At 41.7% G+C, this 2,401-nt stretch carries 1 protein-coding gene and 1 pseudogene; both read left to right on the forward strand.

Annotation, left to right across the window (positions count from 1 at the left end; all coding sequences use genetic code 11):
• Positions 1 to 19 precede the first annotated feature (19 nt).
• Positions 20 to 1,330 carry a leucine-rich repeat domain-containing protein gene (locus JCM15907_RS09685; protein ID WP_148297521.1) on the forward strand — a complete coding sequence of 437 codons (1,311 nt, stop codon included), beginning with the start codon at positions 20 to 22 and terminating at the stop codon, positions 1,328 to 1,330.
• Positions 1,331 to 2,117: 787 nt separating this feature from the next.
• Positions 2,118 to 2,401 (forward strand): annotated as a pseudogene (locus JCM15907_RS09695) (hypothetical protein); the annotation flags it as partial.

Genomic DNA, 2,401 nt, shown 5'->3' on the forward strand with positions numbered 1-2,401 from the left:
GTGAGCCAGAACCCCCAAGTTGCAGGATCTCCGCTGCTCCGACAATCAGCTATCCGAACTCAACGTGAGCCAGAGCTCCAAGTTGCAGGAACTCCGCTGCTCCAACAATCAGCTATCCGAACTCAACGTGAGCCAGAGCCCCAAGTTGCAGAAACTCTTCTGCGACAACAATCAGCTATCCGAACTTGATGTAACCCAAAATATAAACCTCACTATACTGAACTGCTCCCGCAACCGAATTAAGAATATGCAAATGGATGCGCTTATTACATCACTTCCCGATCGTGGTGGAAAAGCGGGAATAGGGGAGTTCTTTGTTATAGACCATCATAAAGGAGACGAAAACAACCTCTGTACTGCCACACAAGTGACTGCTGTACGCAACAAAGGATGGATAGCCCGAAAGTTTGAAAATGGAGAATGGATAGAGTGCGATAAAGAGGAAACTCCTCCCACTGATAATAACATAATTACGCTAACCACCTCCAAGCACAAAGGAGAGACTATCCTACTATTTTTTAACCCCGAAACGGGTGTCAATATAATCGGAGCAACACCGACCGGGAATCCTTATGAATATACTATCAATGACGAGAGTGGAAAAATCAGCCTCCATGGTCCCATAAACTTCTTTAACTGCTCTGCTATATTAGATCTAAAAAGAGGAAATATTATGTCTATCGCTTCTCCCTCTCACAAAGGTATGAGAGACGAAGAGCCAGAACCAGAGCCAGAGCCAGAACCAGAACCAGAGCCAGAGGGGCCTATCCACATTTTCGAGAGTAACCAGATTACAGAGCTCGATGTGAGTAAAAACCCTCTGTTGGAAGTTCTTATATGTGCCAATAATCAGCTCACGCAGCTCGATTTGAGCCAAAATACCAACTTAAAAGCCCTCGGTTGTTTTTCCAATCAAATCAAAGGGGAACAAATGAATGCCCTTATAGCATCGCTCCCCGACCGTAGCCAAGAGGATGACAAGGGAATATTTGTAGTGATAAGCACTTTCTATACAAACGAAGGGAATGTATGCACTAAAAAGCAAGTGGCAGCTGCAAACAAACAAGGCTGGAGATCACTGTGTTCGCAAGATGCTAACGACACAAATTTTGCTCCCTACGAGGGAAGCGAAGATGTCGCTATCGACGAAGTGCTTGCCGAGGGGGAAGCTACAATTGTTGCTATCTACAATATAAATGGTCATCTCCTTAGCGATTTGCAAGAAGGTGTGAACATCATCCGCCTAAGTAACGGAGAAACTCGAAAAATACTCGTTACGCAGTCAAAAGATATACCGACAAGCATATCTATCAGAAAATCAAAAGAATAAGTTTTTTGTGAAAGGGAAAGGGGTTACGACTTGGCAACGAGCGATCTTCTTTCCCTTTCTTTCTTTTGCAATGCCTCAATGAACACTTGTTTTAATACCTCAAAGGTGTATTTTCCAGTAGTAAGTGCAACGCAAATAGAAAAAATATCCTCAGAGAGATTAGCTCCTCTAAGGATAAGCGTCAATGTTTGTATGGCAGTAACGTTGTGCTTGGTACAAGAATCTGTAAAAGAGAAATGTGTGTAGCAAACTTGACAATTACGAGAGAAATATGCGCCTTGCCATGATATGATCTTCCTTGCTTTTCGCAGGGTAACACACACGGAGAGGGATTCTAATTATGTAAACTATAATGATATAGGATAAAAACTATATAGGTATCTCCCAAAACGTTCGATGGTTAGAGCGAAAAGTGTTATAGTAGATGCAGTTATTTACTTGTACGATGTGGCAAAACGATATAATACTATGCAATACCGACTCAAGTGCAGGGAGAGATCTCTCAATCATGAGAAATCGTTCTTTCGTTCGTAAAAATAAATAAGAGAGCACTTCGCCCCAAGGGAAACAATGGGTTCTTTCATTTTTACCTGTTAAAAAACAATGCAAAATCTGTAAATTACACAAATAAAATCATTTATCTTTGAGTATTAGATATTCTCTGTATCTGAATAGGATAGTAGGTCTAACGCTTGCTACCTTTTGAGGCGAATTTTAATTATTAGAACATTAAATGTATAGTAACTATGAAGTCTAAACAATTACTCCAGGGCTTATTTATAGCCTCGTGGCACTGTTCTCTCTATCGGGAGCGTATGCCCAAAATGTTATTACCATGACGACCAGCAAGAAGGTCGGCGAGGAGATCAAACTGACGATTAAGAGTGAAGGCTCCTTTACGGTGCAAGGCGCAACACATAAGGGAGAAGGCAAGTATGAGTTGACAGCTACTGACGGGTGCATTACACTCAAAGGCGATGTAACTCAGCTGTATTGCTATAAGAATCAGTTGACACAGTTGGACGTAACAAAGAATACAGCGTTGGAAAAGCTGGATTGCTCTTACAATCA

The sequence above is a fragment of the Porphyromonas gingivicanis JCM 15907 genome, from assembly GCF_000614585.1.
GTDB classification, from domain to species: domain Bacteria; phylum Bacteroidota; class Bacteroidia; order Bacteroidales; family Porphyromonadaceae; genus Porphyromonas; species Porphyromonas gingivicanis.